The sequence below is a fragment of the Rhodococcoides kyotonense genome (genome assembly GCF_001645385.1).
GTDB classification, from domain to species: domain Bacteria; phylum Actinomycetota; class Actinomycetes; order Mycobacteriales; family Mycobacteriaceae; genus Rhodococcoides; species Rhodococcoides kyotonensis_B.
Window position 1 is genome coordinate 233,565 of sequence record NZ_LVHI01000032.1, and the last position, 26,389, is coordinate 259,953.

At 66.0% G+C, this 26,389-nt stretch carries 17 protein-coding genes; 16 read left to right on the forward strand and 1 reads right to left on the reverse strand.

Annotated elements, in window-relative coordinates:
- Positions 1-125 precede the first annotated feature (125 nt).
- Positions 126-962: a Cof-type HAD-IIB family hydrolase gene (locus tag A3K89_RS20680; RefSeq protein ID WP_068429991.1), complete on the forward strand. Its 837-nt coding sequence runs from the start codon at positions 126-128 to the stop codon at positions 960-962.
- 180 nt (positions 963-1,142) lie between these two features.
- Here A3K89_RS20680 and A3K89_RS20685 read toward each other — a convergent pair whose 3' ends face one another.
- Positions 1,143-3,230, reverse strand: coding sequence for an N-acetylmuramoyl-L-alanine amidase (locus A3K89_RS20685; RefSeq protein ID WP_068430124.1), 2,088 nt, complete (start codon positions 3,228-3,230; stop codon positions 1,143-1,145).
- Between the two features lie 317 nt (positions 3,231-3,547).
- Here A3K89_RS20685 and cobM point away from each other — a divergent pair, with 317 nt between their 5' ends.
- The 15 genes from cobM (at position 3,548) to pks13 (ending at position 26,386) form a co-directional block, all read left to right on the forward strand.
- The gene (cobM, locus tag A3K89_RS20690; protein ID WP_068429993.1) at positions 3,548-4,336 is read left to right on the forward strand and encodes a precorrin-4 C(11)-methyltransferase; all 789 of its coding nucleotides are present in this window, start codon (positions 3,548-3,550) and stop codon (positions 4,334-4,336) included.
- Positions 4,333-5,061, forward strand: a complete 729-nt coding sequence (gene cobF / locus A3K89_RS20695; RefSeq protein WP_068429995.1) for a precorrin-6A synthase (deacetylating) — start codon at positions 4,333-4,335, stop codon at positions 5,059-5,061. Before cobM ends, cobF begins: the two co-directional genes overlap by 4 nt.
- A 67-nt stretch (positions 5,062-5,128) precedes the next feature.
- The gene (glf, locus tag A3K89_RS20700; protein ID WP_174551478.1) at positions 5,129-6,358 is read left to right on the forward strand and encodes a UDP-galactopyranose mutase; all 1,230 of its coding nucleotides are present in this window, start codon (positions 5,129-5,131) and stop codon (positions 6,356-6,358) included.
- Positions 6,355-8,262: a glycosyltransferase gene (locus A3K89_RS20705; protein ID WP_068429998.1), complete on the forward strand. Its 1,908-nt coding sequence runs from the start codon at positions 6,355-6,357 to the stop codon at positions 8,260-8,262. The genes glf and A3K89_RS20705 overlap by 4 nt, the downstream gene beginning before the upstream one ends.
- Positions 8,263-8,293: 31 nt before the next feature.
- Positions 8,294-8,776, forward strand: a complete 483-nt coding sequence (locus A3K89_RS20710; RefSeq protein ID WP_371828820.1) for a phosphatase PAP2 family protein — start codon at positions 8,294-8,296, stop codon at positions 8,774-8,776.
- A complete protein-coding gene (locus A3K89_RS20715) occupies positions 8,773-9,678 on the forward strand; it encodes a decaprenyl-phosphate phosphoribosyltransferase (protein ID WP_068430006.1) in 906 nt (301 codons plus the stop codon). The genes A3K89_RS20710 and A3K89_RS20715 overlap by 4 nt, the downstream gene beginning before the upstream one ends.
- A complete protein-coding gene (gene zomB, locus A3K89_RS20720; protein ID WP_302050742.1) occupies positions 9,656-11,605 on the forward strand; it encodes a flagellar motor control protein ZomB in 1,950 nt (649 codons plus the stop codon). The genes A3K89_RS20715 and zomB overlap by 23 nt, the downstream gene beginning before the upstream one ends.
- Before the next feature lie 242 nt (positions 11,606-11,847).
- Entirely contained in the window at positions 11,848-12,777 is a 930-nt protein-coding gene (locus tag A3K89_RS20725; protein ID WP_068430126.1) for an alpha/beta hydrolase, read from the forward strand.
- Between the two features lie 352 nt (positions 12,778-13,129).
- On the forward strand, positions 13,130-14,143 hold the full coding sequence (locus tag A3K89_RS20730) for an alpha/beta hydrolase (RefSeq protein WP_068430007.1): 1,014 nt from the start codon (positions 13,130-13,132) through the stop codon (positions 14,141-14,143).
- Positions 14,144-14,398: 255 nt separating this feature from the next.
- A complete protein-coding gene (locus tag A3K89_RS20735) occupies positions 14,399-16,288 on the forward strand; it encodes an alpha/beta hydrolase-fold protein (protein ID WP_068430008.1) in 1,890 nt (629 codons plus the stop codon).
- 99 nt (positions 16,289-16,387) lie between these two features.
- On the forward strand, positions 16,388-16,939 hold the full coding sequence (locus A3K89_RS20740) for a DUF732 domain-containing protein (protein ID WP_068430127.1): 552 nt from the start codon (positions 16,388-16,390) through the stop codon (positions 16,937-16,939).
- 11 nt (positions 16,940-16,950) lie between these two features.
- A complete protein-coding gene (locus tag A3K89_RS20745; RefSeq protein WP_068430009.1) occupies positions 16,951-17,919 on the forward strand; it encodes a cutinase family protein in 969 nt (322 codons plus the stop codon).
- Positions 17,920-18,098: 179 nt separating this feature from the next.
- Entirely contained in the window at positions 18,099-19,139 is a 1,041-nt protein-coding gene (locus A3K89_RS20750) for an LLM class F420-dependent oxidoreductase (RefSeq protein ID WP_084423912.1), read from the forward strand.
- A 163-nt stretch (positions 19,140-19,302) separates the two neighbouring features.
- Complete coding sequence (gene fadD32, locus A3K89_RS20755) at positions 19,303-21,201, forward strand: long-chain-fatty-acid--AMP ligase FadD32 (RefSeq protein WP_068430010.1); 1,899 nt, start codon at positions 19,303-19,305, stop codon at positions 21,199-21,201.
- A gap of 52 nt (positions 21,202-21,253) precedes the next feature.
- Positions 21,254-26,386, forward strand: a complete 5,133-nt coding sequence (gene pks13 / locus A3K89_RS20760) for a polyketide synthase Pks13 (protein WP_068430011.1) — start codon at positions 21,254-21,256, stop codon at positions 26,384-26,386.
- Positions 26,387-26,389: the final 3 nt, after the last annotated feature.

Sequence of the window (26,389 nt, forward strand, 5' to 3'; positions counted from 1 at the left end):
GAACACTCGTCGGGATCGGGCTTCGCCGACACGGACCCTCGAGGTGGTGGCGTGCACCCTGAGGTGGTGGTTTTTCCACCCTGGGTGGGGCTCCGCTCCACTGGCGCGGATGTCGGTACGGCAGAATGACCCTGATGCCTGAAACCAGCCGTATCCAGCCCCGCCTCGTTGCCAGCGACGTCGACGGCACGCTCCTCGACCCGCACGAGAACGTCACCCCGCGTACCCGCAGGGCCGTGCTGGCCATGGCCGCCGAAGGAACGCCGTTCGTGCTGTCCACCGGCCGTCCGCCGCGCTGGATCGGGCCCGTCGTCGAGCAACTCGGGTACGCCCCCATGTGCGTGTGCGCCAACGGGGCCGTCGTCTACGACAGTGGCACCGACCGCATCCTCGACGCGCAGACACTGTCCAGCGACACGCTGCGCTGGCTCGCCGACATCGCCTACCGCACCCTGCCGGGCTGTGGTCTCGCCGCGGAACGCGTCGGCGCCACCGCTCACGACGCCGCGACCCCGCAGTTCGTCAGCTCACCCGGCTACGAACACGCCTGGCTGAACCCGGACAACACCGAGGTCTCGCAGGACGAGGTTCTCGACGTCCCGGCCGTGAAACTGCTCATCCGACTGTCCAGCGCATCCAGCGGAGAGATGGTCGACGCCTTGGAACCGCTCGTCGACGGTCGCGCCGACCTGACGTTCTCCACCGACAACGGACTGATCGAACTCTCTGCGCCCGGTGTCACCAAGGCGTCGGGGCTCTCGGTCGTCGCCGAGCGGCTCGGCGTCGCGGTCGGCGAGATCGCGGCGTTCGGCGACATGCCCAACGACGTGCCGATGCTGAAAATGGTGGGCCTCGGCGTCGCCATGGGCAACGCGCATCCCGCCGCTCTGGCCGTCGCGAACGAGGTCACGGCCACCAACGCCGACGACGGCGTCGCGCGGGTCCTCGAGCGTTGGTGGTGACGGTTCGGCCCTCCCCGGTGGCATCGATGGTCCCCGGCAGCCGTTGGACGGCTACCTCGGCGCATCGATGCCGCGCCAGCCCCCGGTCCCCAAAGCCCACGGCCCCCAGAGCCCACGGCCCCGAGAACGCTGAATGCCCCCGCACGCCGTTGTGCGGGGGCATTTCTCTGGGCGGAACTGCTACGGGGCCGGAGCCGGGGGAGCGGGCTCGACCGGGGCAGCGACAGGATTCTGCATCTCCTGCTCGTACGTGTCGTTGTACGTCTTGATGACGGTCGTGACGATGCCGGTGAGCTCGTTGAAGATCAGCGACCCGTTCTCGAAGTCGGTGCGCAGACCTTCCGGAACCCGGTACTCGTCCGTCATCGGCAGACCGAGTTCACCGTTCTCGCCGCCGAGGGCCATGAACTGCTCGAAGATCTTGCCGATCACCGATACAGCTTGTCCGGCAAGCGAAGTGAAGATAGACCCGTTGGTGAACGCCGCGGCTTCGCCGCCGCCCTTGACCTGGACCAGACCGCTGACGGGGGTGCCGAGCGATCCTGTCTCACCGCCGGAGTCGAGCCACTTCTTCGCGATGGGGTTCGAGCTCGCAAGGCGAACCAGTTCGTCGACGAGAGCCGGAATGTTCTGTCCGACAGTGCTGCTCGCATCCGTTCCCGGTGACGACGGCGTTGCCTGTTCCGGCTCGTCCACCGACGGTGCAGGAGCGGTGTCGACGCTTCCGCCCCCGAGATTCGCGGCCGCGATGTCGCGAATCTCGTCCATCTTCGAGTAGGCGGCGTCGCCGGGGCACGTCGTGTTTCCGACGTCGCGGTGCGCGAAGATCACCGGCAGGTCGACGCTCTGGCCCTGGCCGATGAACGTGTAGTTCGTGCCTTCGGACGTCATCGTGGTCTCACCCTTGGGGTCGAGACCTGCCTTGCCCAAACGCCATCCGAGGAACTTGCCGACCGAGTCGAGGGTTTCCTGCGACGGCGACTGCGACGTGTAGTCACCCATCATCGCGATGCCCATGGTGTTCTCGTTGAAGCCACCGGCGTGCGCGCCCTGGACCGGCTTGTCGAGTCCGCCTGCGCGACCCTCGAAGATCTGGCCGTACTTGTCGACCAGCACGTTGTAGCCGACGTCGCACCAGCCGAGCGTCTGTGCGTGGTAGGCGTAGATCGCGCGGACGATCTCGGCCGACTCGGACTTGGAGTAGTCGTTGCTGCCTGCGGTGTGGTGAACCGTTGCGCCACCGAGGAAGTCGTCGTACGTCGGGTTGGCGCAGCGGATCGATTCGTCGGCACCCCACTGTGCACGCGAGATGACCTTCGGCCCTGCATCACCGGCGACGGGCGTCGCGAGGTCGGCGAGCGCGGAGTCCGCAGGCGAGCTTCCCGGCTGGATGAGCACGGCACTGATGTCGGCCAATGCGTCCGCGACGGGAGTTTCCTGCTGGCGCAGCGGCTTCGAGACCGACGCGGGTGTGTACCCGAGATCGGGTGCTGCCGCTTCGGGAGCGGGTGCCTGCGCTTCGGGAGCGGGTGCCTGCGCCTCGGGAACAGGTGTTGCCTCGGGTGCCGGTGCGAGTTCCTGTGCGGGAACGGCAGATCCGGGCCGCGGCGTCAGCAGCATCTGCACGGCCTTCGTCGCGCCGACGAAGATCGGTTCGGTGCCCTTCTTGTCGGGCACGGGTGCGGCGTCGCTCGCGGCGGTGTCGATCGGTTCCGTCGCGATCCACGGGCCCCACGAACCGTCGTCGAGCTGGCGGCGGACCTGCGCGACAGCCCCGTCGAGAGCCGTCGACGTCAGCGCGACCATGCTGAAGGGGTCGTCCTGACGCAGTTCCTTGACGACGGCACCCAAGGGGGCGCCCGGGTCGTCGGCGGACGGGGAAATCGGTGCCGATGCGTTGTTGCGCTCCAGGCCGGGAATGGGAGCTTGCGCCGACGGGCTCGTCGGTGCCGGAACGGTCAGGCCGGGGATCTCCGGGATCGCAGGAAGCGTGATGTTGTCCGGAAGAGGTAGGTACTTCAGGTCGGAGAGGCGCAGGTCCGGCAACGGCAGACCCGTGAGTTCTGCGAGGGGGAGGACGATGTCCGGCGCGGATTCGAGCGCTGTCTCGACGATCTTGGTCGGCACGGTGACAGGGGTGGTCTCGTTGGCCGATCGAACATCGGTGGACGCAGCGTCGCCGGAGATGCTGTAGACCGTCACGGGGCCCGCGACGGCCAGCAAGGCGACTGCGCCGAGAACGATCGACGGCTTCGTTCGACGGTGCAAGGCGTTTCTCCCTGGTTGTTGGGTGCGACGGGCGACCGGTACTGCCATGGCCTCCGCCGCGAAGCTTCCGGCGACGGTGCGACGCGTTCTGCTTCCGTTCAGATCCAATGTCCGCAAGCTTCGATGCTGTTGTTACGTGTGTGACTGTTGATGCTTGAATCAAGTCACACGAGTAACAACAACCTCATCAGACACAAGGCTAAACCTTAGCTTGAGAGTTAGCCAGTGCGGGGATCCGAGGGGCCGCGGCGCGTCGGGCTCCGTGCCTGGGGTTGGGCGTGGAGTCCGCAGGAGCGACCCGATTTAGGCTGCTGCTCGTGACTGTTCACTTCATCGGCGCCGGCCCGGGCGCCGCAGATCTGCTGACGCTGCGCGCGGCGGAGTTACTCCGAACCAGCCCGGTCTGCGTCTATGCGGGCACCTACATCGACGACGCCGTCCTCGCGCATTGCCCCGACGATGTTCGGAAGGTCGATACGGCAAGGATGGATCTCGACGCGATCACCGCCGAGCTCGTCGCCGCGCACGAACGCGGTGAGGACGTCGCCAGGTTGTGCTCGGGTGACCCGTCTCTCTATTCGGCGCTCGCGGAGCAGTCCGCGCGCCTGGACCGGGCAGGTGTGCCGTGGGACGTCACGCCTGGGGTGCCGGCGTACGCGGCCGCAGCGGCGACGTTGCGCGTCGAACTGACGGTTCCCGAGGTCACGCAGTCCGTCGTCCTGACGCGGACCCAGGCACGCTCCACCGCGATGCCCGACGCCGAGGCGCTCACGAACTTCGCGGCGACCGGCGCGACGCTGGTGCTGCACCTCGCGATCACGCGCGCCCGGGTTCTGGCCGACGAGCTGGTCGAGTTCTACGGGTCCGACTGCCCCGCTGCCGTCGTGTTCCACGCCAGCAAGCCGGATCAGCTCGTTCTGACGGGAACACTCGCCGACATCGCGGATCAGGTCGAGGCCGCGGGGCTTCGGCAGGCGGCAGTGATCCTGGTCGGGCCTGCGGTGGGCCGCACTCCGGGCGTCGAATCGCACCTGTACGACGCGTGCCGCGAACGACCAGGAGTGGAGCCCGCGGAACGACCGGAACGGCCGGGGGGCGACGCGTGAGGGCGCATCTCGTCGGAATCGGCGGAGGCCATCCCGACCAGATCACCGTCCAGGCCGTCGCCAAGCTCCGTGAGGTCGACGTCTTTCTCGTCGCCGACAAGGGCTCCTCGGTGGGCGACCTCGCCCAGGCGCGCGCCGAGATCCTGCGTCGCCACGTTCCCGGTGAGCCGACGGTCATTCAGGTGCCCGATCCGGAGCGCGACCGGAAGCCCGGCGATTACGGCACCGCGGTGCTCGACTGGCACGACGCCCGTGCCCGCGCGTACGAGGAGGTCCTGGCGCAGCTGGATCCGTCGTCGACGATCGGTTTCCTGGTCTGGGGCGACCCGGCGCTCTACGACAGCACCATTCGAGTCGTCGAGAGGCTGGGCATCGATTTCGACGTCACCCCTGGCATCAGCAGTGTGTCGATGCTCGCAGCGGCGCACCGGTTGGTGCTCAATCGCATCGGCGGGCCGATCGTGATCACGACCGGACGGGCCCTGCTCGACGACGTGAACGCGGGGGCGGACAACGTCGTCGTCATGCTCGACGGCCACCTGACCTGCCGCAGCCTGGTCGGCGACGGCCGGTGGAGTATTCATTGGGGAGCCAACCTGGGAACGGACGATGAACAGTTGGTGGCCGGGCCGCTCGACGACTGCATCGGCGAGATCGAGCAGGTGCGTGCGCAGCTCAAGGCCGAGCACGGCTGGGTGATGGATACATACCTGCTGCGCCGGTGACTGGGCAATCCGCCGGCGAACCAACCATGGACGGCACATCTGCCGGCGTCGGATACCCTGGTTGCCCGTGACTGCTGTAACTCCTTCGTCTTCTGCCCGAGATGCCTCCGTGACCGGCCGATACGACCTCATCGTCGTCGGATCCGGATTCTTCGGCCTGACCGTGGCGGAGCGTTCGGCGTCGCAGCTGGGCAAGCGCGTCCTCGTCCTCGACCGTCGTCACCACATCGGCGGCAACGCGTACTCGGAGGCCGAGCCGGAGACCGGCATCGAGATCCACAAGTACGGCGCGCACCTGTTCCACACCTCGAACAAGCGGGTCTGGGACTACGTCAACCAGTTCACCGAGTTCACGAGCTACCAGCACCGCGTCTTCGCGATGCACAACGGGCAGTCGTACCAGTTCCCGATGGGCCTCGGTCTGATCTCGCAGTTCTTCGGCAAGTACTACTCGCCTGCAGAGGCGCGCGCCCTCATCGAGGAGCAGTCCAGCGAGTTCGACGCCAAGGACGCGCAGAACCTCGAAGAGAAGGCCATCTCGCTGATCGGCCGCCCGCTGTACGAGGCGTTCATCCGCGACTACACGGCCAAGCAGTGGCAGACCGATCCGAAGAATCTGCCCGCGGGCAACATCACGCGTCTGCCGGTCCGCTACAACTTCGACAACCGCTACTTCAACGACACCTACGAGGGCCTTCCCGTCGACGGCTACACGGCGTGGCTCGAGAAGATGGCCGACAACGAGCTCGTCGAGGTTCGGTTGAACACCGACTGGTTCGACGTCAAGGCGGAGCTGACGGCCGAGAGCCCCGACGCTCCGATCGTCTACACCGGTCCCCTCGACGCGTACTTCGACTACGCCGAGGGCGAACTCGGTTGGCGCACACTCGATTTCGAAACCGAGGTATTGCCGACGGGCGACTTCCAGGGCACGCCCGTCATGAACTACAACGACGGCGACGTCTCGTACACCCGTATTCACGAGTTCCGCCACTTCCACCCCGAGCGCGAGTACCCGTCGGACAAGACGGTGATCATGCGCGAGTTCTCGCGGTTCGCGGAAAGCGGCGACGAGCCGTACTACCCGATCAACACCCCCGACGACCGCGCGAAGCTCGAGGCGTACCGCGACCTGGCCAAGAAGGAAACGGCCGACGCGGGCGTGCTGTTCGGTGGTCGCCTCGGCACGTACCAGTACCTGGACATGCACATGGCCATCGCCAGCGCGCTCAACATGTACGACAACACGCTCGTCCCGCACTTCGAGTCGGGCGCTGCGCTGACGGGGGACAAATGACGGCCAAACACTTGCTCGACGACGGTGTCCAGGACGTCACCGAGGTTCTCGGCAAGTCGCTTCTGCAGAGAATTCTGCTGCCGCGATCCGGTGAGCCGCTCGACGTGCGCACGCTCTACCTCGAGGAAGCGACGACCAATGCGCGACGGGCGCATTCGCTCTCGCGCACGTCGTTGACCGTCGGTGCTGAGTCCGAGGTCTCGTTCTGCACCTACTTCAACGCGTTCCCGGCCAGCTACTGGCGGCGCTACAGCATCCTGACGTCCGTCGTGCTGCGCGTCGAGGTCTCCGGGCACTGCCGCATCGACGTCTACCGGTCCAAGGCCGATGCGTCGCGCATCCACGTCGAGGGCCGCGAGGTCGTCGAATCCGATGCGACACAAGAGTTCCTGATCGATCTCGGCCCGTTCGAGGACGGCGGTTGGATCTGGTTCGACATCACCTCCGACAGCGAGGTCGTGCTCGAGAGCGCAGGCTGGTACGCGCCGATCGAGGCGCCGGGCGAGGCAAGCGTCGCCGTCGGAATCCCGACGTTCAACCGCCCGACCGACGCCGTCAAGGCGTTGGAGGCGCTCGGATCGGACCCGCTGGTTCTCGAGGTGATCGACGCCGTCATCATGCCGGACCAGGGAACCCGAAAAGCCAAGGACGAACCCGGTTTCGACGCGGCCGCCGCAACTCTGGGTGGCAGGCTTGCCGTCCACGACCAGGCAAACCTCGGCGGCTCCGGCGGATACAGCCGCATCATGTACGAGGCGCTGAACAACACGTCGGCGCAGCACATCCTGTTCATGGACGACGACATCGAGATCGAGCCGGACTCGATCCTGCGTGCCCTCGCGATGTCCCGCTTCGCGAAAGTACCGACACTCGTCGGCGGACAGATGCTGAATCTGCAGGCGCGCAGTCACCTTCACGTCATGGGTGAGGTCGTCAACCGGACCAACTTCATGTGGACCGGTGCCCAGAACGTCGAGTACGACCACGACTTCAGCGAAAACCCTTTGCGCTCCAGCAAGTTGATGCACCGGCGTATCGACGTCGACTACAACGGTTGGTGGATGTGCATGATCCCGCGCGTCGTCGCGGAGGAACTCGGCCAGCCGCTCCCGCTGTTCATCAAATGGGACGACGCCGAATACGGTTTGCGCGCACGGGAAGCCGGCTACCCGACGGTCACTCTGCCCGGTGCCGCGATCTGGCACATGGCGTGGAGCGACAAGGACGACGCCATCGACTGGCAGGCGTACTTCCACCTGCGTAACCGTCTCGTCGTCGCGGCGCTGCACATGCCGGGCAACGGCCGAGGACTCGTCCTCGACACCGTCAAGGCGACGATCAAGCATCTGCTGTGCCTCGAGTACTCGACCGTCGCAATCCAGAACAAGGCGATCCGCGACTTCCTCGAAGGACCCGAACACATCCTGGACATCCTGCCGACGTCGCTCGGCGATGTGCACGCGCTGCGCAAGAACTACCCGGACGCCGTCGTCGTCGGCTCCTCGACGGAACTGCCGCTGGCGTCCGGCGAAGAGGTGGGAGCCGTCGGCCTGCCCACCAACCCGCTCGCGAAGATCGGCCGTCTCGCGAAGGGCCTGATCCACAACGTCAAGCCCGCGCACACGCGTCATCACGAGCGCCCGCAGCTCAACGTGCCGACGCTCGACGCACGCTGGTTCCTGCTGTCCCAGGTCGACGGGGTCACCGTCACCACTGCCGACGGCCGTGGCGTCGTGTACCGGCAGCGTGACCGCGAGAAGGCGGCGGCTCTGTTCAAGGAAGCCATGGCGCTGCGGACGGAACTGTCTCGCCGCTTCCCCGATCTCAAGGGTCGCTATCGCGACGCCGTCCCTCACCTCACCAGTAAGGAAACCTGGGAACGTGTCTTTCGTTACGAGGCGTAAGAACCAGAGCGAGGCAGCCGCCGAAGTTCGCATCCTGTCGAAAATCCAGAAGACCGTCGCAGCCCAGCCGGGCGCGATCTCCGTCGCACGCGGCATGTCCCACTTCGGCGAGCACGCGCTCGGCTGGGTGGCCGTCGCAGGCGTCGGCGCGGCTCTGGACTCGACGCGTCGCAAGCAGTGGGCAGGCGTCGCCGTCGGTGCCGTCGGCTCGCATGCGGCGTCGATCGTGATCAAACGCGTCGTCCGTCGCCCTCGACCGAACGACCCGAGCGTCCAGATCAACGTCTCGACGCCCAGCAAGCTGAGCTTCCCGTCGTCGCACGCCACCTCGACGACGGCAGCCGCGATTCTGCTCGGACGGCTCACCGGTCTACCCTTGCCTGCGGTCCTGGTGCCTCCGATGCTGCTGTCGCGGCTCGTCCTCGGTGTGCACTACCCCACAGATGTACTTGCCGGAACTGCGCTCGGCGCTCTGTCCGCAGCCGCCGTGCGCAAGTTCGAAGGAGATTCATGAGCGAGGAAGCTACTGCCGTCGGGGCGCCCCCGAAGAACCTGGTCGACGGGATCATCAAGGCCCTGCGTCCACGTCAGTGGGTCAAGAACGTCCTGGTCCTGGCTGCCCCGCTCGCCGCGGGATCGGTGACGCAGGCCGACGTCCTGCTGCCCGTGGGTCTGGCGTTCGTCGTCTTCTGCTTCGCGGCATCGGGTGTCTACCTGGTCAACGACGCGATGGACGTCGAGGCCGACCGTGCGCACCCCACCAAGCGTTTCCGGCCCATCGCCGCGGGCGTACTGCCCGTCCCGCTGGCGTACGGCATGGCCATCGCCTGCATCGTGCTGGCGATCGGACTGTCGTTCCTCGCGAACTGGAAGCTCGCGCTGGTCATCGCCGTCTACATCGCGATCCAGCTCGCCTACTGCTTCGGGCTCAAGCACCAGGCCGTGCTCGACATCTGCATCGTCTCGTCGGGCTTCCTGCTTCGCGCCATCGCGGGTGGCGTCGCCGCATCGATTCCGCTGTCGCAGTGGTTCCTGTTGATCATGGCGTTCGGCTCGTTGTTCATGGCCGCGGGCAAGCGCTACGCCGAGCTTCAGCTGGCAGAACGTACCGGCGCGAAGATCCGTAAGTCGCTCGAGAACTACACAACCACCTACCTTCGGTTCGTCTGGACGTTGTCCGCGACGGCCGTCGTGATTTGCTATGGACTGTGGGCCTTCGAACAAGACGCCGAAACCTCGACAAACTGGTTCGCGATCTCGATGATTCCGTTCACCATCGCGATCCTGCGGTACGCGGTGGACGTCGACGGGGGTCAGGCCGGTGAACCGGAGGAGATCGCGCTGGGCGACAGGGTGTTGCAGGTGCTCGCCCTTGCGTGGATCGGAGTAGTGGGTGTCGCTGTCTACCTCGCGTGAGGCACTGACCGACCCCGCACCCGACGCGCCCTCGGTCAGCTCGCGTACCCCCCTCACCACAGCGATCTTCGGTATCGGCGTCGCCGTCTCCAGCCTGCTGTTCCTGTTCGGCGCCTGGGAACGACGGTGGATCGCCGACGACGGTCTGATCGTCCTTCGCACCGTCCGCAACCTCCTGGCGGGCAACGGGCCGGTCTTCAACGCGGGCGAACGCGTCGAGACCAACACCAGCACGATCTGGACGTACCTCGTCTACGCGGGCAGCTGGCTGAGCGAGGCGCGCATCGAGTACGTCGTGCTGACGATCGCGCTCGTCCTGTCGACCGCCGCCATCGCGATCGCGATGATCGGCACCTATGCACTTCGTGCTCGTGAGCGGATAGTTGGCCCAGGGCCCAACTTTCCGCGCACGGGCGCGAAGCGCATCTTTCTTCCCGCCGGCGTACTCGTCTACATCGCCGTCCCGCCTGCACGTGACTTCGCGACGTCGGGACTCGAGACCTGCCTGGTCATCTTCTGGATCGCGACGCTGTGGCTGCTCATGGTCCGGTGGGCGACGCGAGACATCGGCGAGGCGGCGCGGGAGCGCAGCCTGCGGAGTGACCAGGCGAAGCTGCTGTTCCTGTCGTTCTGGGCGGGCCTCGGCCCGCTCGTTCGCCCCGAGCTGGTCATCCTGTCCGGGCTCGCGCTCGCCATGATCTTCCTGGCCCCGCAGACCTGGCCGAGTCGGTTCCTCGTGTTCGTGTTCGCCGGCGCCGTCCCCGTGGCCTACCAGATCTGGCGCATGGGCTACTACGGCCTGCCGTACCCCAACACCGCGGTGGCGAAGGATGCGGGCGGCGCCAAATGGGCACAGGGCTTGGACTACCTGTGGAATCTTCTCGGCCCGTACATGCTGTGGTTGCCACTGCTGTTGCTCCTCGTCGGCGCCGTCGTCACGACGGGCACGCCGCGGAAGGTGCAACTCCCGAAGACACTGGGAGGCGCGCAACGTGCGCTGCGGTCGCCGACTGCGGTTCTCGTGTTCGTACTGCTCGCAGGTGTGCTGCAGCTCGTGTACGCGGTACGCGTCGGCGGCGACTTCATGCACGGACGCACGCTGCTCCCGGCACTGTTCACCCTTCTGCTGCCGATCTCGGTGTTGCCGCTGACCGCCCCCGCCACGAAGTCCGATACCCGCGGTGTCGTTCTCCTCTGTGCGGGTGCCTTCGTCTGGGTGGTCACGGTGATCTGGGCATTCTTCGCGGCGAACACGACGGGAATGCCCGAGGGGTCGATCGTCGGTCGATCCGGCATCGTCGACGAGCGCGCCTTCTACGCGCTCAACACCGGTCACGCGCACCCGATCTTGGCGTCGGACTACCTGGACTACCCCCGTATGCGTGCGATGGTCGAAGCCATAGACAACACGCCGGACGGCGGCTTGCTGCTTCCGTCGTCGCAATTCACGTACTGGGACGTCGTGCCGCCACCGTTGCCGATCCCGCCCGGCGGCGCAGGGCATACCGTGTACTTCCTCAATCTGGGCATGACGAGCATGAACGTCGGTCTCGACGTTCGCGTCATCGATCAGATGGGCCTCGCGTACCCGTTGGCGTCCCACACCGAGCGGCTGGACAACGGACGCATCGGCCACGACAAGAACCTCTTCCCGGACTGGGTCGTCGCCGATCTCGGCATGGTCGGCGAGCATCCGTATCTGCCCTGGTACATGGACGAGGACTGGAACACCGAGGCGCGGGTCGCGCTGTCCTGCCCCGATACACAGGAATTGATCGCGTCGTACCGGGCCCCGTTGACGAAAGACCTGTTCATCAGGAACATCAAGCGGTCGCTGTTCTATGCGGGTTACCGTTTCGACCGCGTGCCGAAATACGAAATACAGAGATGTGGTTTGGAAGAGCCGGTTCTCCAAGCCGACAATTAGTTGCGCCGATATCGGTTCGACGCCAAGATGGGATATCTCATTTTCGTAACGGAGGTCGAGTTTCGGCCGATGTATGTCGAAGATGTGTGTGACTGATGGGCCGTCGGGACCGAAATCACCACGCTGAACGGGCGAGTCGTAGCACTACGGCCCACCAAAACCGCTGAGAGGTCGATTGCATGCTGTTTGGAACGAAGAAGAGTGCCGGGGGGCGCACACGCCGTTTGCTGACGTCACTGGTGATGGCTGTGGCACTACCCCTCGGGCTGGCAGTGGTGGGAACGGGTGCGACCGCCAACGCGGCGTTCGATCCGCGTGCGTTCGACTTCTGGACGGACTCGAGCATGGGCCCGATCAAGAGCCGTGTCTGGCGGGCCGCGGACGGTAACACCGACCGCGTCGTCTACCTGCTCGACGGCCTCCGCGCCACGAACGACATCTCCGGCTGGGAGCACGAGACGGATGCAGGCGCGACGCTCGCTGCCTGGAACATCAATGTCGTCGAGCCCGTCGGTGGTCAGTCCAGCTTCTACTCCGACTGGTACGCGCCGTCGAACTTCAACGGTCAGCAGACGACCTACAAGTGGGAAACGTTCCTGACGCAGAACCTGCGCGACAATCTCGCCAATCAGCTCGGCTTCAACCGGAACCGCAACGGCGTCGTCGGCATCTCGATGGGTGGATCCGCGGCGCTGACGCTGGCGGCCTACCACCCCGATCAGTTCTCCTACGCGGGCTCGCTGTCCGGCTACCTGAACATCTCGGCACCCGGCATGCGCGAAGCGATGCGTCTGGCTCTGCTCGATTCGGGCCGATACAACATCGACGCGATGTGGGGCCCGCCGTGGAACCCGGCGTGGTTGCGCAACGACCCGTTCGTCTTCGCCCCGCGACTGCGCGACAACGGCACCCGAGTGTGGGTCTTCGCCGGTAGCGGTCTCCCGGGTGGTCTCGATCAGCCGCGCAGCTTCATCGATTACTACAACACCGGCAACGCGATGGGACTCGAAGCGATCGCACTGGCCAACAGCCGGGCATTCCAGGTCCGGATGGCCAGCATCGGCGCCAACAACGTCACGTACGCGTTCCCGGCCGTCGGTACCCACCAGTGGGGTTACTGGCAGGAGCAGGTGCACATCATGGCACCGGACCTGAGCGCCAACATCGGCTGAAACACCTGACGGCGGTCCCCGCACGACAACTTGCTGTGATATTTCACTACTTTCACGGGGTGTCGCGCGGGGGGGCCGACAGGATAGTGTCACGACTTGATATCGGCCCCGAAGCAAACCTGAGATCAAGATCACGGTTTTGCATCGGGGCCGCCGGGTGCAATAGCCTCCCTTTCGGTCACGGCCGCCGACCCTCGCGGACGCGGACGGGTCCGTACCTGTTTCACACTTGATTGTCGAAAAACTGAACAGCCCGTACTACGGCCCGACAGGGCCGAAGAACAGCCCTGTTGGAATTGCCGGGGGCCGCAGCAGACGCGGAATCCGCAGAAGACGAGAGAGAGCACGATTCATGCGATTTGCCGGCCTCAGCAACAAACCGAGGTTGACCCAGCGATGGCGTCAGCGACTCATGGGACTCGGTGCAGCCGCACTCGTACTTCCGATCGCTCTCGGAGCCGTCGGCGGTGCCACAGCGGTAGCGGCTCCCAGCCCCATCACCCACAAGGCTCCGGCCGGCGGCCGTGAGGACCTCTGGGTTCCGTCCGAGATGGGCCCCATCAAGGTCCAGGTCCAGTGGGCAGCCCGCGGCGGCAGCTCGGCTCTGTACCTGCTCGACGGCCTCCGTGCTCGCGACGACCGCAACGCATGGACGTTCGAGACCAACGCCCAGGACCAGTTCGCGAACGACGACGTCACGCTCGTCATGCCCGTCGGCGGCCAGGCCAGCTTCTACAGCGACTGGTACGCCGCGTCGAACCTGAACGGCCAGGAAGTCACCTACAAGTGGGAGACCTTCCTGACGCAGGACCTGCCCGCGTTCCTCGAGGGCTACGGAGTCTCGCGTACCAACAACGCCGTTCTCGGCATCTCGATGGGTGGATCGGCCGCTCTGACGCTGGCTGCGTACCACCGCGAGCAGTTCAAGTTCGCCGGTTCGTTCTCGGGCTACCTGAACATCTCGGCTCCCGGTATGCGCGAAGCGATCCGCGTCGCCATGCTGTCGCAGTCCTGGTTCAACGTCGACTCCATGTGGGGACCTCCGTGGAGCCCGGCATGGCTGCGTAACGACCCGTTCGTCTTCGCTCCGCAGCTCGAGGGCCTGTCGATGTACATCTCGGCAGCCAGCGGCCTGCCCGGCGAGTTCGATCACCCGCGCGCACCGATCGACTTCTACAACACGGCCAACGGCATGGCTCTCGAAGCGCTCGCGCTCGCCAACAGCCGCGCATTCCAGGTCCGCCTGGCAACGCTCGGAATCCCGGCGACGTTCGACTTCCCGTCCAACGGAATCCACTCGTGGCCGTACTGGTCCGCAGAGCTCTGGAAGGCTCGCGGCCAGATCCTCGAGGCCCTGAACGCCTGATTCGGGTCGTTCGTCTCATGATCGTCGAAAGCCGTCCTGCGCCCTGCGTAGGACGGCTTTCGCGTGTGTACGGACCGGTCGGCATTTCGAAGACAAATTCACAATTGCATCACCAGCCACAGCGAGCCTCGGTCGTTTCGTCGTCGTTCGCGTGTAAGAAAGACAGCTAAAGAGGTCGGTGACCTACCCCTCGTCGGCATCCGACACGGGTCGACGCGACCTCGCAGCAGCACTTGCAGAAGGAGAGTCACCATCATGCGCACTGGGCTTGCTCGGACCGATCGGCGCCGCACAGCCGGAATTCAGGCTCGTCGGGCTGCGATCGCCGCGGCAGTGGCCGTCGCATTGGCGTCGCCGTTCGGCGCTGTCGGGATCGCGCAGGCGTCGCCCATTGCAGTGGCGTCGTCGCCCGACCGTACGCAGACCGCGTCCGGAGCGACGGTCACCGCCGTCGACTGGCTGTCGGACCGCCGCGTCGCGCTGTGGATCCAGTCGCCGTCGATGGGCACTCCGATCCAGGTGCAGCTGCTGCTCGCGCGTGACTGGAATCTGAACCCGCAGGCGTCCTTCCCGTCCGTGTGGATGCTCGACGGTCTGCGCGCCACCGACATGGAGAACGGCTGGACCGCCGAGACCGACGCCGAGTCGTACTTCGCGGACAAGAACGTCAACGTCGTCCTCCCGGTCGGCGGACAGTCCAGCTTCTACTCGGACTGGGTCGACCAGGACAACGGCAAGAACTACCAGTGGGAGACGTTCCTGACGAAGGAACTGCCCCCGATTCTCGAGCGGGACTGGCGCACCAACCAGACACGCGGCGTCGTCGGCCTGTCGATGGGTGGCACCGCGGCCATGTTCCTCGCCGCGCGCAACGAGGGCTTCTTCCAGTTCGCCGGATCGTTGTCCGGAATGCTCACCACGACGACCCTCGGCATGCCGCAGGCAATCCAGTACGCGATGGCCGACGCAGGTGGCTTCGACTCGAAGGCGATGTGGGGCGCGCCGACCAACGATCTGTGGGCGCAGCACGACCCGTATCTGCTCGCCGAGAAGCTGAAGGGCGTCAGCCTGTACATCTCGAGCGGCAACGGTGCCGCGGGGCCGTACGACGCACCGTCGGGAATCCCCGGCGTCAGCTCCAACTACGCCGGCATGGGCCTCGAGATTCTGTCGCGACTGACGTCGCAGACGTTCGCGACCAAGCTCAACAAGCTCGGCATTCCCGCGCAGGTCAACTACCGGCCGTCCGGCACGCACTCGTGGGAGTACTGGCAGTTCGAGCTGCACCAGCTGTGGCCGCAGCTCGCCAACGCTCTCGGTGTCGAAGCGGACAAGCCCGCGTGCAGCCCGACGGGTGCCATCGGCAACGCGTCGGGAGCCAACGCTTGGCTCGGCGACTGCCTGACGCCGGAATACAACGTCGCGGGTGGACGCGCCCAGGACTTCCGCTTCGGACGGGTGTTCTTCTCGCAGGACTCCGGTGCGCAGGTCGTGGCAGGCGCGATCGGCGGAAACTACCAGGGATCCGGCGGACCTGCGGGCCCGCTCGGCTTCCCGAAGACCGGTGAGTTCGGCACGCCGGACGGCCGCGGACGCGCGGGCGCGTTCCAGAACGGGATGATCTACTTCACGCCGCAGACCGGTGCGCACGCCGTCCGCGGAGCGATCCTCGACGAGTGGGCGCGTCAGGGCTACGAGACCGGACCGCTCGGCTACCCCGTCCTCGACGAGGTCGCGACGCCGTCGAAGCCGGGCGCGGTCCAGGGCTTCGAGATCGGAGCGATGTACCACAGCCCCGATCTCGGTACGCATTCCGTGCAGGGCATGATTCTCGACAAGTACGGTCAATTGGGTTGGGAGAACAGCGCTCTCGGCTTCCCGAAGACCAGCGAGATGGGTCCGCTCAAGGATGGCGGTCGGTTCAACGAGTTCGAGAACGGCAACATCTACTGGAGTCCTGTGACGGGTGCATGGGCCATCCGCAACGGCGAGATCTTCGACGCGTGGAAGAGCGTCGGCTACGAGAACGGACGCCTCGGCTACATCACGAGCGATCAGTTCGAGATGGACGGCGGCGGAATCCAGCAGAACTTCCAGTTCGGCATCATCACGGTCAAGGACGGCAAGGTCACGATCGCCCCGTAACTCCCGCAGTTACCGACGAGTAGTCCCTCAGAGTTCTCTCAGCGGTTCTCTGTACCGTGACGCGTTGAAACGACGACGACCAAGGACGTAGACACGATGATGCACACGACTCTGGCCCGAACACTGTCCATGGGCCTACTGGCCGTCGCCGCCGGTGGACTGTTGGTGGCGTGCGGCAGCGACGATTCCACTGCCACCGGAACTCCGTCGACCACGACCTCCGCCGCCGCCGAGTCGACGTCCACATCGGCGGAGGCGACCACGTCGGCGTCGGAGACGACCAGTTCGACTGCGCCGACGACGACTCCGGGCGAGGCGGCGACGGCTCCCCCCGAGCAGCCGCAGCCCGTGCCCGACGACTTCCCCGGCACGACCGAGAGTCCGATCGACGCACGCGGGCAGGCGTTCCTCGACGAGCTGAAGAAGGACGGCATCACGCCGGCAGGAAACGGTGAGATCGCGATCTCGACCGCCAACTACATCTGCTCTGCGCAGTCGCAGGGTGTCGCAGCGGACGAGATCTCGACCTTCGTGACCGCGAACGTCGGCGTCGAGGCCAGCGCGTCGGGCACGGAGATCAGCGCCGAGCAGGCAGGCCAGCAGGCCCAGACCTACATCACGGCCGCGCAGAACACCTACTGCAAGTCCTGACGAGACACGTCGTGGCGAATCGAACGAAACGCAGAAGACGACTGCTACCGAAGCTTCTCGCGGTAGCAGTCGTACTCGGGCTTGTCATCGTGGCGCTCTGGTACCTGTTGGCCGGAAGGCTCCCGAAGGAGATTCCGTCGCCGATTCCGGGGCCGGGTCCCGAACAGCCGTCGTCGCAACCCGCCGATTGCGCCGACGTCGCGGTCATCGCCATTCCGGGCACGTGGGAATCCGCGGCGAACGACGACCCGTACAACCCGACCGCGAACCCCGCGTCCCTGATGCTGAACGTGACGCGAGCGCTGCAGCAGCAGTTCGACCCGAGCCGTGCAACGGTCTACACCGTTCCGTACGTCGCGCAGTTCTCGAATCCGATCGCGTTCCCGCCGGACGGGCAGCAGTCGTACAACAACAGCCGCACCGAGGGTTCGGCAGTGGCGCGCGACGAGATGACTCGCTACAGCGAGCACTGCCCCCTGACGAACTTCGTTCTGACGGGCTTCTCGCAGGGCGCGGTCATCGCCGGTGACATCGCGTCGGACATCGGCGCGGGCAACGGACCGATCGCCGCGGACCGCGTTCTCGGCGTGACACTCATCGCCGACGGCAGGCGCGACGGCACGTCCGGAAACGACATCGGACCGGCCGTCGACGGCGTCGGAGCCGAGGTGGCTCTCGGCGGATTGGACCTGCCGGGAATCACGATGACAGGACCGCGTCCCGGTGGTTTCGGAACGCTCGACGACAAGGTCAATCAGATCTGCGCGGCAGGCGATCTGATCTGCGCCGCGCCGTCGGAAGGCTTGTCGCTGCGGAACATTCCGCAAAGCATCGGCATCCTGCTGGGGGCCGCGGGCAACCCGGTGCACGCGTCGTACAACAGTTTCGTCGTCGACGACGCGGGTACCACTTCGACGCAGTGGACGGCGTCGTGGGCAGCTGGTCTGATCGAGTCGGCACCGGAGATTGCGCACTCCTGACTACGGCCGTGTAGTTCTCACAACGACCGCTCGGGACGGTCGATGATCGGGCACAAAGCTGGTCGTGGGTGACCCCGCCAGGTGTATTCGCACGTGGCGAACCTATAGAGTGACGCCTTGGACCAGCCGAGATCGGCATCGATCGACCACGCCGAAACCCGCACCGAGGAGACCAATAGATGTGTTCCGCCCAGGCCCCAGGTTTGTCTCCCGGGGGCTCAGCTCAGCCCGCAGAAGGGCAGACCGCGGCACTGCGCAAGTTCCGCTTCGCCGCAGGCGGAGAGGGCAATGCCGAAGAGGGCGGGGCGCGTAAGTTCATCAAGCTGGCGCAGCAGGCCGAAGAGCTGGGCTACGACAGCTTCATGATCCCCGATCACCTCGGGAACCAGGTCGGGCCGATTGCCGCCCTCGGAGCACTCGCGGTCGCGACGGACAAGATCCGCCTCGGCACCGCCGTCCTCGCCAACGGGTTCCGTCATCCGGCGATCCTCGCGAAGGACGCGGCGACGATCGACGTCCTTTCGGGCGGTCGTCTCGAACTGGGTCTCGGCGCCGGCTGGATGCGCGACGAGTACGACAAGGCCGGAATCGAGTACGACCGGCCCGGTGTCCGTATCGAGAAGCTCGAGGAGAGCCTCGAGATCCTGGACACGCTGCTGCGCGGCAAGGAATGCAACTTCGAGGGCAAGCACTTCACGATCACCGGTCTCAAGGGAAGCCCACGCCCGCGTCAGGGTCCGCGCCCGCCGATCTGCGTCGGAGGCGGCGGACCGCGCATGCTGGCGCTCGCGGCGAAGTACGCCGACATCATCTCCGTCGTGCCGAGTACGACGAAGGAGGGCAAGCTCCAGCTGTCGGGAATGACCCTCGACAAGACGTTGGAGCGCGTCGAACTGATCCGCAAGGCAGCGGGCGATCGTTTCGACTCGATCGAGCTCAACTGGGCCATCACCACCATCGTCGTCACCGACGACCGCGAGCAGATGGCAGAGATGGCGTTGGCCGCGCTCGACAACGGGTACCCGCCGAACGTCGACGTCGACGTGAAGCTCAGCGTCGAGGACATTCTGACGTCCCCGTACCTGGCATTCGGCACGTACGAGGAAATAGCCGACCAGATCCGTAACGTTCGCAAGATGACGACGATGTCCTATGTCGGGGTTTTCCCCACACAGATGGAAGCCTTCGCACCCGTCGTGGATCTGCTGAAAGGCGAATGACCGCGGACGCGGTGCGACGAAAAGATTTGGTCATCGAGATAGTTAGCAGCTACTAATATTCACGCTGTTCGAACCAGGCGTGAGCCGGAGCATAGTCGGGCGCGGGCCGTTGCCGTTCGGGGCACAGCCGGCAGCGGAATCCCGTCGGAGGAGATTGAACACAATGAGCCACAAATTCGATGAGTACATCGATGAGAACGGCCACATCAACATCGGCGAGGGCAAGACGCTGGTCCGCCACGTCGAGGTGAACGTCGCGGAGAACGCCGACACGCTGGCATACCGCTTCATGGACTACTCCCGCGAACGCGACGGGGAAGCTCACGAGCTCACCTGGTCTCAGTTCGGCACCCGACTCCGCGCAGTCGCCGCGCGTCTGCAGCAGGTGACCCAGCCGGGAGACCGCGTCGCCATCCTCGCGCCGCAGGGGCTCGACTACGTCGTCGCGTTCTTCGGTGCCATCTACGCGGGCACCATCGCCGTCCCGCTGTTCGATCCCGACGAGCCCGGCCACACCGACCGGCTGCACGCGGTCCTCGGTGACTGCGAGCCGACGGCCATCCTCACCGCCACGAATTCCGCCGCCGGTGTACGTAACTTCTTCCGCTCTCTTCCCGCCGCTCAGCGTCCCCGTGTCATCGCCGTCGACGCCATCCCGGACAGCGTCGGCGAGACCTGGGTCGAGCCGCCCGCCAAGCTGGACGACATCGCCTACCTGCAGTACACGTCGGGTTCGACGCGTGTGCCCGCCGGTGTCGAGATCACGCACCGCGCCGTCGGCGTCAACGCGCTGCAGATGGTCGACAGCATGGAGCTCAACGAGGACTCGCGCGGCGTGACGTGGCTGCCGATGTTCCACGACATGGGTCTGCTGACCGTCATCCTCCCGGCGCTGGGCGGCAAGTACATCACCATCATGTCCCCGCGCGCGTTCGTCCAGCGTCCCTGGCGCTGGATCAAGGAACTCGCTGCCGTCTCCGACGGTGCAGGTACCTTCGCCGCCGCCCCGAACTTCGCGTTCGAGCACGCCGCGACCCGCGGCCTGCCGAAAGCAGGCGAGACCCTCGACCTGTCGAACGTCATCGGCCTCATCAACGGCAGCGAGCCGGTCACGACGACGTCGATGAGAAAGTTCAACGAGGCGTTCGGCCCCTACGGGCTTCCGAAGACCGCCATCAAGCCGTCGTACGGCATGGCCGAGGCGACGCTGTTCGTCTCCACCCCGAGGCACACCGACGAGGCCAAGGTCGTCTACGTCGATCGGAACAAGCTCAACGCGGGCGAGTTCGTCGTCGTCGATCAGGACGCCGAGGGAGCGATTCCGCAGGTCTCCACCGGACACGTCGCGCGGAGCCAGTGGGCCGCCATCGTCGATCCCGAGACCGCCACCGAGCTGCCCGACGAGCGCGTAGGCGAGATCTGGTTGCACGGCGAGAACATCGGTCAGGGCTACTGGGGTCGTGAGCAGGAGACCAGCGAGACGTTCCACAACAAGCTGCTGACGCTGAGCGGAACCGCGTCGCACGCCGAGGAAGCGCCCGAGGGTGCCAACTGGATGCGCACCGGCGACTTCGGTGTCTACTACGAGAACGAGCTGTACATCACCGGTCGCGTCAAGGACCTCGTGATCGTCGACGGTCGCAACCACTACCCGCAGGACATCGAGTTCTCGGCGCAGGAAGCGAGCAAGGCCCTGCGCCCCGGCTTCGTCGCAGCGTTCGCGGTCCCGGCCAACCAGCTGCCCGACGTCGTCTTCGAATTCGCAGGCGCCGCACTGACGAAGGATCCGGGCGACTCGTCCGAGCAGCTCGTCATCGTGGCCGAGCGTGCTCCCGGCGCAGGCAAGGCGGATCCGCAGCCGATCGCCGACGAGGTGCGCGCTGCGATCTCGGCTCGTCACGGCGTCACCGCTCGCGACATCCTGCTCGTTCCCGCCGGGTCCATCCCGCGTACGTCCAGCGGCAAGATCGCCCGCCGTGCCTGCAAGGCGGCGTACATCGAGGGCACGCTGCGCGGTGGATACCAGCAGACCGCGTTCCCGGACGCGGAACTGCAGAACTGACCTCGGCGCGCAGACGTCCCGTTCCTCAATCGACAGGTAACTTGGTGAGTTGATGGCAGACCACGAAAACGATGCTGAGAAGACGATGCCCACCGTGGCCGGCGACGGCGCTGGGGGTGACATGACCGTCGCTCAGCTTCGTGAGTGGCTGCGCAACTGGGTTGCCGAGGCCACCGGCCAGTCGGCAGAGCAGATCTCCGACGACCGGCCGATGGAGGAGTTCGGGCTGTCCTCGCGCGACGCCGTCGCTCTCAGTGGTGAGATCGAGGAGCTCGTCGGCGTCACGCTCACGGCGACGGTCGTCTACCAGCACCCGACCATCGCCTCGCTCGCCACGATCATCATCGAGGGCGAGCCCGAGGTCACGGACACGGTCGACGACTCGTTCTACACGCACGGGCTGCAGCCCGGCGACTCGCACGACATCGCCATCGTCGGCGTGTCGACGCGCTTCCCCGGTGCAGGGTCGACGCCCGAGGAGATGTGGTCGCTGCTGAGCGAAGGACGCGACGGCATCACCGATCTGCCCGAGGGCCGCTGGGAGGAGTTCACCTCCGATCCGGCGATCAAGGCAGCCGTCGACGCGACCGTCACCAAGGGCGGATACCTCGACGACGTCAAGACGTTCGACGCCGAATTCTTCGCGATGTCGCCCAACGAGGTCGTCAACGTCGACCCGCAGCAGCGACTCGCTCTCGAACTGACGTGGGAAGCGCTCGAGCACGCACGCATCCCGGCGAGCTCGGTGAAGGGTTCGCAGGTCGGTGTCTTCATCGGCAGCTCGTCCAACGACTACCAGTTGCTCGCCGTCAGCGACCCGAACGCGCACCCGTACGCGCTGACCGGAACGTCGACCGCCATCGTCGCCAACCGCGTCTCGTACTTCTACGACTTCCGTGGCCCGTCCGTGGCCGTCGACACCGCGTGCTCGTCGTCGCTCGTCGCCGTCCACCAAGCAGTCCGCAGCCTGCGTTCCGGTGAGTCCGATCTCGCCGTCGCCGGTGGCGTCAACATGCTGCTAGCGCCGCCGATCACCGTCGGATTCGGTCAGACCGGCGTGCTCGCGCCCGACGGAAAGATCAAAGCGTTCTCGTCCGACGCCAACGGCATGATTCGTTCCGAGGGCGGCGGTCTCGTCGTGCTCAAGCGTCTCGAGGACGCCAAGCGCGACGGCGACGACATCCTCGCCGTCATCGCGGGTTCCGCGGTCAATCAGGACGGGCGTTCCAACGGTCTTCTCGCTCCGAGTCCCGACGCTCAGGCCGACGCGCTTCGTTTCGCCTACCGCGATGCGGGCATCGCCCCGTCGGGCGTCGACTACATCGAGGCGCACGGCACCGGCACCATCCTCGGAGACCCGATCGAGGCCGACGCGTTGGGACGCGTCGTCGGCCGTGGGCGCGACGCCGACAAGCCTGCCTTGCTCGGTTCGGCCAAGACCAACTTCGGCCACCTCGAATCCGCTGCAGGCGCAGCAGGTTTGATCAAGGTCGTCCTCGCGATGCAGCAGAACCGTCTGCCTGCGTCGCTGAACTTCGCGGGCCCCAACCCGTACATCGATTTCGACAAGGCGCATCTGAAGGTCATTCCCGACGGCGCGGAGTGGCCTCGCTACACCGGCAAGGCCGTCGCGGGTGTTTCGGGCTTCGGCTTCGGTGGCACCAACGCGCACGTCGTCGTGAAGGAGTACGTCGCCGACGAAACGGCAGGAGTGGAGCCTGCGGAACGACCCGATGGACAAGCCGGTTTCGACGCGGCGTCGGTGGACCCGGAAGCCGTTCTGGCGGAGGGTGTTTCGGCAGGAATAGAGCCCGCGGAACGACCCGTCGAGGAAGAACCCGTGGTTCTCGAGACGCCCGCTGCGGAGGAGACGCTCGCCGAGGAGCTCGCTCCCGAGACGATCGTGCTCGCCGTGTCGGCGGCACTGCCGTCGCGACGCAAGCGCGCTGCCTCGGATCTCGCGGACTGGCTCGAGACCGAAGAGGGCAGCACGACCCCGCTCGTCGACGTCGGCCGCGCGCTGGCCAAGCGCAACCACGGTCGTTCGCGCGCAGTGGTTCTCGCGTCGACGACGGCCGAGGCCATCACCGGACTTCGCGCGGTCGCCGCAGGCAAGCCGGGGCCCGGTGTGTTCTCGGCCGACTCGCCCGCGTCGAACGGGCCGGTGTGGGTGTTCTCCGGGTTCGGCTCGCAGCATCGCAAGATGGCGTCGCGGCTGTACCGCACGAACAAGATCTTCGCTGCCGCGCTCGACGAGGTCGACGAACTGCTGATCGACGAGGCCGGGTACTCCATCAAGGAGATCGTCCTCGACGACTCGCAGACCTACGAGTTCGAGAACTCTCAGGTCGCCATCTTCGTCATCCAGATCGCCTTGGCGGCAACGCTTCGCGCGCACGGCGCCGAGCCGACTGCCGTCATCGGGCACTCGATGGGTGAGGTCGCCGCGGCCTATGTCGCCGGTGGTCTGAACCTCGAGGACGCCGTGCGCATCATCTACGCACGATCCCGCCTGCTCGCCGAGGGCCAGGAGGGTCTCGGTGCCGCGTCGCAGGGCGCGATGGCACTCGTCGAATACACCCCCGACGAGGTCACTCAGCTGACCGATCAATTCCCCGACGTCGAACCCTGCGTCTACGCAGCACCGACGCACACCACGGTCGGTGGGCCGCGCGAACAGGTCGAACAGCTTGTCGCGCAAGCGGAAGCGGCCGAGAAGATGGCCCGCATCCTCGACGTGAAGGGCGCAGGCCACACGGCTGCGGTCGACCCGCTGCTCGGTGAACTCGCGGCCGAACTGGCAGGTATCGAGCCGGGCAAGCTGCGCGCAGGCGTGTACTCGTCCGTCGACAAGGAAGCGCACTACCGCGCCGGCCACGAGCCGATCCACGGCGTCGACTACTGGACCAAGGGTATGCGGTACCCGGTCTACTTCACGCAGGCTGTCAATGTGGCTGTGGGAGATGGGCATACGACGTTCGTGGAGCTGGCGCCGAACCCGGTCGCTCTCATGTCGGTCGCCGCGACGGCGTGGGCTGCGGGCGTCGCCGATTCGACGCTGATCCCGACGCTCAAGCGCAAGGAAGACGAGGCCGAGACGTTCCTGGCCGCGCTCGCGCAGCTCTACGTGCACGGTCACGCGCTCGACCTGACGACGCTGTTCGACGACGGTGCGTACGCGGCGATTCCACGAACCGCGTACCTGCGCAAGGAATTCTGGCTGTCGACTCGGGTGAACTCGAGCGGAAGCGCCCGGATTCCCGGATCTCGGGTAGCACTGCCGGACGGCCGCCACGTGTGGGAGGTCGACGCGTCGGCTGTGGATTCGTTGGACGCGTTGGTGAATGCGGCTGCCGCACAGGTGTTCTCGGGCGTCACGCTCGGCGCGTCCGTGTCGCACGGTTCGGTGCCTGCCGGTGGAACGCTGGTCACGACGCTGACGTCGCACCTCGGAGGCGCGTCGATCCAGGTTCATGCGCGCGCCGGGTCGACGTTCACGCTGCTGCACGAAGCCGTCGTGACATCGGGTGAGGCGCTGCCGGAACCTGTTGTCGCAGTGCCTTCTTCGTCGCCACAGGAGCGGAGCCTGCGGAGCGACCAGACCGGAGTGGAAGAGCTGCCCGAGGTGGTCGAGGATTTCGGTGACCGTTGGGATCCGGCAGGCAAGCAGACCATGGAGGAGCGGCTCGCGATCATCGTCGCCGACTCCATGGGCTACGCACCCGAGGATCTGCCGCCGGAGATTCCGCTGATCGAGCTGGGTCTCGATTCGCTCAGCGCGGTGCGCATCAAGAACCGCGTCGAGTACGAATTCGACATCCCCACAGTGCAATTGCAGGCTGTGCGTGACGCCAATCTGCGCGAGGTCGAGAAGTACCTGCGCTACGCGCTCGAGAACCGCGACGAGGTTCAGGCGCTGGCAGATCAGCAGAAGGCGGAGAAGGAAGCCGAAGCCGCGGCCGAAGCCGGTGGCCAGGCGCGCGACGAGGCGCTGGAGAAGGCCGTCGCGACCCCCGAAACCGACGTGCCGAGTGCCGAATACCAGCCTGCCCCCGAGACCGGGGCTGCCGACGTCGGTAATCGTGAAGCGTTCGCCGAGGCGGCCGGGTCGGATGTGCCGCCGCGTGACAACGCCGAGCGTCTGACGTTCGCCACATGGGCCGTCGTGACGAAGGAGTCCGCGAAGGGCATCTTCAACACGCTGCCGATTCTCGACGACGAGACCGCCGAGAAATTGGCTGCTCGGTTGACCGAGCGTGCGGGCGGCGAGGTCACGTTCGACGACGTCCTGGATTCCGAGACCATCGAGCAGCTCGCCGAGAAGGTACGTCCGCACCTCGAAGGCGGGGAGATGGACGGGCTCGTACGCAACCTGCGTCCGCGTCCCGAAGGGTCGACGGCCACACCGGTTTTCGCGTTCCACTCGGCAGGTAGCTCGACCGTCGCCTACGAGCCGCTGCTCCGCAAGCTGCCCGCGGGCACGCCGATGTACGGACTCGAGCGCGTCGAAGGCCCGATCTCGAAGCGGGCCGCCGAGTACGTGCCGCTCATTCGCGAGATCCAGCCCGAGGGTCCCTACGTGTTCGTCGGCTGGTCGCTCGGCGGCATCCTCGCCTACGAGGTCGCGCGGCAGATGGAAGAGCAGGGCATCGAGGTCGCGTACGTCGGACTGCTCGACACGGTCATGCCGGGCACCGAGATTCCGGACACGCGCGAGGAAGTGCGTCGACGCTGGGAGCGGTACGCCGCGTTCGCGAAGAAGACGTACGGCGTCGACTACCCGATCCCGTACGAGAAGCTCGTGGATGCCGACGACGAGGGCCAGATCCGGATCATCACGGACTTGGTCAAGCTCAGCGGTGCGAAGATCCCCGGCGGCATCATCGAGCACCAGCGCACGTCGTGGCTCGACAACCGTGCCATCCAAACGGCGGAACTGAAGCCGTACGGTGGACACGTGACGCTGTACATGGCGGACAAGTACCACGACGACGCCATCGCGCTCGAACCCGCGTACGCCACCCGTGAGGAACACGGCGGCTGGGGTCCGGTCGTGAAGGATCTCGAGATCGTGTACATCGGAGGCGACCACCTTGCCGTCGTCGACGAACCGTACATCGGCCGTATTGCGGCACACCTGACGACGACGCTGAACGACATCGAGTCAGCTAGAACCGGAGTTTAGAAT